The organism is Hydrogenophaga sp. (assembly GCF_051007235.1).
In the GTDB taxonomy this organism is placed as follows: Bacteria; Pseudomonadota; Gammaproteobacteria; order Burkholderiales; family Burkholderiaceae_C; genus Hydrogenophaga.
Genome location: NZ_JBPCSJ010000134.1, coordinates 1 through 5,070, shown reverse-complemented (window position 1 = coordinate 5,070; position 5,070 = coordinate 1). Strand labels below are relative to the sequence as shown.

Here is a 5,070-nt window from a genome sequence, read left to right as displayed (position 1 = left end):
TTTACTGCCAAAGCGCCCGCGCCCACCCGAAAAGCCCGAATCGCCCGTAACCCCGCGTCACCGTTCAGTTTTTCCCGCGCGCCCGTTGCACTTCCGAGTTGCCATTTCGGTCACCTCCCCACAATCAAACAAAAGGCCGTGCAGCGGGTGCTGCACGGCCTTGAATGTGGTGCCCGGGGTCGGACTCGAACCGACACACCATCTCTGGCGGGGGATTTTGAATCCCCTGCGTCTACCGATTTCGCCACCCGGGCGGGTGTCTTGGGAGAGCTCGAAATTATGGCACAGTGGTGTGCATGAACTACCCGACCATTGAAGACGCCATCGGCCGCACCCCGCTGGTGGCCCTGCAACGCATCGGTGCCGAGGCCAACCGCGCGCGCGGCAACGTGGTGCTGGGCAAGCTCGAAGGCAACAACCCGGCCGGTTCGGTGAAAGACCGGCCCGCGCTGTCGATGATCCAGCGCGCCGAGGAACGCGGTGACATCCGCCCCGGCGACACGCTGATCGAAGCCACCTCGGGCAACACCGGCATCGCGCTGGCCATGGCGGCCGCCATCAAGGGTTACCGCATGGTGCTGATCATGCCGGAGGACCTGTCCATCGAGCGCGCCCAGACCATGAAGGCCTTCGGTGCCGAACTCATCCTCACGCCCAAGAGCGGTGGCATGGAGTACGCGCGCGATCTGGCCGACAAGATGGAGAAAGAGGGCAAAGGCCGCGTGCTCGACCAGTTCGCCAACGCCGACAACCCGCGCATCCACTACGAAACCACCGGGCCGGAGCTGTGGGAGCAGACCGGCGGGCGCATCACCCACTTCGTCAGCGCCATGGGCACCACCGGCACCATCACCGGCGTTTCGCGTTTCCTCAAAGAGAAGAATCCGGCCATCCGCATCGTCGGCGCCCAGCCCAGCGAGGGCTCGCGCATTCCCGGCATCCGCAAGTGGCCGCAGGAGTACCTGCCCAAAATTTATGACCCGTCGGGTGTGGACGAGCTGGTCTACGTGAGCCAGAGCGACGCTGAAGACATGTGCCGGCGAATGGCGCGCGAAGAAGGCATCTTTGCCGGCATCTCGGCTGCCGGGGCCTGCTGGGTGGCGCAGCGGATCGCGGCACAGGTGGAGAACGCGACCGTCGCCTTCATCGTCTGCGACCGCGGCGACCGTTACCTGTCCACTGGCGTGTTCCCGGCGTGACATGAAACACCCCTGCCGCGCTGCGCGCGACCCCCTCCAGGGGGCGACACCAGCCGTCTGGCAAAGCCAGCCCGGCGGTGTCTGTGGGTTGGGTCACGGCTGGCGCAGCCGGTGGGGTGGCTGGTACAGGGACATCTGATATGGAGACGGTCTACCGCTTCTGCCCCTGCTGCGCCGCCCCGCTGGCCCTGATCACGGGCGAGGAAGACGGTGGACCCAAGCAGCGCCTGCGCTGCACCGCCTGCGACTTCACCCACTGGAACAACCCGACGCCGGTGCTGGCCGCCATCGTCGAGGTGGACGGGCGCGTGCTGCTGGCGCGCAACGCGGCCTGGCAGAACCGCATGTTCGGCCTCATCACCGGCTTCATGGAAGCGGGGGAAACGCCGGAAGAGGGCATCCGCCGCGAGATCGCCGAAGAAACCGGCCTGCGCACCACGGCGCTGACGCTGGTGGGCGTGCACGACTTCCAGCGCATGAACCAGGTGCTGATCACCTACCACGCGCAGGCCGAAGGCATGGTCCGGCTCTCGCCCGAGCTGCTCGAATACAAGCTGTTCGAGCCGGCGCAGCTGCGGTGCTGGCGCGCAGGTACCGGCTTCGCGTTGGCCGACTGGCTGCGCTCGCGCGGTATCGAGCCGACCTTCATGGACGCGCCGCCGTCCGACCCCGCGCCAGGCCCGGCTGCCGCATGAGGTGGCTGGTGTTGTCGCAGCCCGCATAGAATCCACTGGAACGAGGAAGACACCACCCATGAATGCCGACAAAGAACTCGATTGCCGCGGCCTGAACTGCCCCCTGCCCATCCTCAAGGCCAAAAAAGCCTTGGCTGAGATGCACAGCGGTCAGACGCTGTGCGTGATTTCCACTGACGCCGGTTCGGTGCGCGACTTCCAGGCCTTTGCCAAGCAGACCGGCAACGAGCTGGTGTCGCAACAGACCGCGGGCAGCGAACACTTCACCGTCCTCAAACGCCGCTGACCGCGGCCGACGGCCGCCAGCCCCCCTCGCTGCGGCCGTCCGTTTCCCCTCCATGGAAGTCCTGCTGATCGATCCCCTCGTTCCCGAAGCCCTGCAGTGGTTGCAGGACCGGCACGAGGTCACGTTCCGCCCCGAGCTCGGGGACGATCCGATCGAGCTGCGCAAGGCCACCTACAAGACGCGCGCCATCGTGCTGCCACCACACGTGATCGTGTCGCAGGAGTTCCTGAATTTCTCGCCCAAGCTGGAAATGGTCGCGCGCATGCAGATCTCCAGCGACAACACCGACCTGGACGCCTGCGCCAAACGCAACGTGCGGGTGGTGCAGGCGCGCAGCGCCACGGTGCGCTCCAACGCCGAATACCTGCTCTACGGCCTGCTCATGCTGTACCGCCGTGGCATGGTCAGCGCGCTGCTGGGGCGCAAGATCTCGCAGGTGCGCATGGGCCGCGAGCTGTGCGGCAGCACCATCGGCCTGCTGGGCCTGGCGCCAGTGGCCCACACCCTGGCGCCCATGCTCAAGGGCCTGGGTGTGCGCCTGGTGGGGTACGACCCGGCGGTGCACCATGCCGCCCCCATCTGGGACAAGCTGGGCGTGGAGCCGGTGTCGCTGCACGAACTGCTGGGACGTTCGGACGCGGTCTCGCTGCAGGTGGTGTACGCCTCGCGCTTCAAGGGCTGGCTCAACGAACGGGTGCTCAACCACTGCAAGCCCGGCCAGTTGTGGGTGGGCGTGAGCCGCAGTTCGCTGTTCGAGCCGGAGGCACTGGCGCTGGCCCTGACCGACGGCCGCATCGACGCCTGCCTCATGGACGGCGCCAGCCCGACGTTCGCAGCAGAAGGCACGCCCCTGTACGGTGTGCCCAACCTGCACCTGACGCCGCGCCTGGGCTCGCACACGCGCGAGGCCAAGCTGCGCGCCAGCTGGTACGTGGCGCACCGCATCCACGAAACACTCTCGCCCATGGCCGCACAGGCCGAAGCCAAGGTCAGCGACTTCTCGGTGCTCGACAGTCTGGAGTTCTCGACCGATCAGGACGACCCGCAGGCGATCACGCCGTCGCAGTGGGGATCGATGTCCCTGCACCGACGCTGAGCGTGTCGGGGGACAAAAAAAGCCGGCCTCACAGGGCCGGCTTTTTTGTGGCCGGTGCGTTCAGGCGCCCAGGCGCACCAGCTGTTCGCGCACCTTGGCCAGCGTGGCGCCGAAGTCGGCCACCCGCTTGCGCTCCTGCTCCAGCACCGCGGCGGGTGCCTTGGCCACGAAGGCTTCGTTGGCCAGCTTGCCGTTGGCTTTGGTGATTTCGCCTTCCAGTCGCGTGGCTTCCTTGGTCAGGCGGGCCTTTTCGGCGGCGACGTCGATTTCCATGAACAGGCACAGGCGGGCTTCGCCCACCACGGCCACGGGCGCGGCCTGCGCGGCGGTGGCCCAGGCGGCCTCGTCGTCGAACACCTTCACTTCGCTGAGCTTGGCCAGGCCTTGCAGGGCGGCCGCGTTCTCGCGCATGAAAGCGGTGTCGCCGACGGCGAACAGCGGCAGGCGCGTGCTGGGCGAGACGTTGAGTTCACCGCGCAGCGTGCGGCAGGCGTCCACCAGACCCTTGAGCTTGGCGACCTGTGCTTCGGCCGCTTCGTCGATGCGCTCTGGCTGGCTGACCGGATAGGCCGCCACGCTCACCGATTCGCCGCCGCGGCCGGCGACAGGTGCGACCTTCTGCCACAGCTCTTCGGTGATGAACGGGATGATCGGGTGGGCCAGGCGCAGGATGGTTTCCAGCGTGCGGATCAGGGTGCGGCGGGTGGCGCGTTGCTGCGCTTCGTTGCCGGTGTTGATCTGCACCTTGGCGATTTCCAGGTACCAGTCGCAGAACTCGTTCCAGACAAAGTCGTAAATCGTGTTGGCCACGTTGTCCAGCCGGTACTCGGCGAAGCCCTGGGCGACCTCGGCCTCGACGCGCTGCAGTTTGGACACGATCCAGCGGTCGGCCTGGCTGAAGCTCATGTAGCCGTGTGCCTTGCCGCCCACAACGCAGTCGGCCTTGGTGTGCTCCATCAGGCCGCAGTCCTGGCCTTCGCAGTTCATCAGCACGAACTTGGTGGCGTTCCAGAGCTTGTTGCAGAAGTTGCGGTAGCCCTCGCAGCGCTTCGCGTCGAAGTTGATGGAGCGGCCGCGCGTCGCGAGCGCGGCGAAGGTGAAGCGCAGCGCGTCGGCGCCGTAGGCCGGAATACCTTGGGGGAATTCTTTTTCGGTTTGCTTGCGCACCTTAGGAGCCGTTTCGGGTTTGCGCAGGCCCTGGGTGCGTTTCTCGAGCAATGGCTCGAGCGTGATGCCGTCGATCAGGTCCACCGGGTCGAGCACGTTGCCTTCGGACTTGCTCATCTTCTGGCCCTGCGCGTCGCGCACCAGACCGTGGATGTACACATGCTTGAACGGCACGCGGCCGGTGAAGTGCGTGGTCATCATGATCATCCGGGCGACCCAGAAGAAAATGATGTCGTAGCCGGTGACCAGCACGCTGCTGGGCAGGTAGAGGCTGTAGTCGTCGGTCGCAGCGTCGGTCTGGTTCGGCCAGCCCATGGTGCTGAAGGGCACGAGGGCCGAGGAGTACCAGGTGTCGAGCACGTCTTCATCGCGCCTGAGAACTTTGCCCGCACCGGCCTGGGCCTGAGCCTCGGCTTCGTTGCGTGCCACGTAGACTTGGCCCTGCTCGTCGTACCAGGCCGGGATCTGGTGGCCCCACCAGAGCTGGCGGCTGATGCACCAGTCCTGGATGTTGTTCATCCACTGGTTGTAGGTGTTGACCCAGTTCTCGGGAACGAAGCGCACCGCGCCGGTCTGCACCGCATCGATCGCCTTCTGCGCGATCGACTTGCCGGTCGGGTCTTGATC

General features: G+C 66.3%; 5 protein-coding genes and 1 tRNA gene. 4 read left to right on the top strand and 2 right to left on the bottom strand.

Annotated features, from left to right (window positions below; translation table 11 throughout):
* Positions 1-167 precede the first annotated feature (167 nt).
* A tRNA-Leu gene (locus ACR2JA_RS05115) sits at positions 168-254 on the bottom strand.
* Positions 255-296: 42 nt separating this feature from the next.
* On the opposite strand from ACR2JA_RS05115, the gene cysM reads away from it, so the two are divergent.
* The 4 genes from cysM (at position 297) to ACR2JA_RS05095 (ending at position 3,276) form a co-directional block, all read left to right on the top strand.
* Positions 297-1,199: a cysteine synthase CysM gene (cysM, locus tag ACR2JA_RS05110; protein WP_434008032.1), complete on the top strand. Its 903-nt coding sequence runs from the start codon at positions 297-299 to the stop codon at positions 1,197-1,199.
* Between the two features lie 140 nt (positions 1,200-1,339).
* Entirely contained in the window at positions 1,340-1,894 is a 555-nt protein-coding gene (locus tag ACR2JA_RS05105) for an NUDIX domain-containing protein (RefSeq protein WP_434008031.1), read from the top strand.
* A 58-nt stretch (positions 1,895-1,952) separates the two neighbouring features.
* The gene (locus tag ACR2JA_RS05100; protein WP_310568261.1) at positions 1,953-2,180 is read left to right on the top strand and encodes a sulfurtransferase TusA family protein; all 228 of its coding nucleotides are present in this window, start codon (positions 1,953-1,955) and stop codon (positions 2,178-2,180) included.
* A 52-nt stretch (positions 2,181-2,232) separates the two neighbouring features.
* Complete coding sequence (locus ACR2JA_RS05095; protein ID WP_434008030.1) at positions 2,233-3,276, top strand: NAD(P)-dependent oxidoreductase; 1,044 nt, start codon at positions 2,233-2,235, stop codon at positions 3,274-3,276.
* A 60-nt stretch (positions 3,277-3,336) separates the two neighbouring features.
* Here ACR2JA_RS05095 and ACR2JA_RS05090 read toward each other — a convergent pair.
* Positions 3,337-5,070, bottom strand: a 1,734-nt coding sequence (locus ACR2JA_RS05090; protein ID WP_434008029.1) for a class I tRNA ligase family protein, incomplete at its 5' end; no start/stop codon positions are given.

Bases quoted from the DNA above. Each gene is read 5' to 3' on its own strand.
- cysM (WP_434008032.1), top strand. From the start codon at position 297: ATGAACTACCCGACCATTGAAGACGCCATCGGCCGCACCCCGCTGGTG.
- ACR2JA_RS05105 (WP_434008031.1), top strand. From the start codon at position 1,340: ATGGAGACGGTCTACCGCTTCTGCCCCTGCTGCGCCGCCCCGCTGGCC.
- ACR2JA_RS05100 (WP_310568261.1), top strand. From the start codon at position 1,953: ATGAATGCCGACAAAGAACTCGATTGCCGCGGCCTGAACTGCCCCCTG.
- ACR2JA_RS05095 (WP_434008030.1), top strand. From the start codon at position 2,233: ATGGAAGTCCTGCTGATCGATCCCCTCGTTCCCGAAGCCCTGCAGTGG.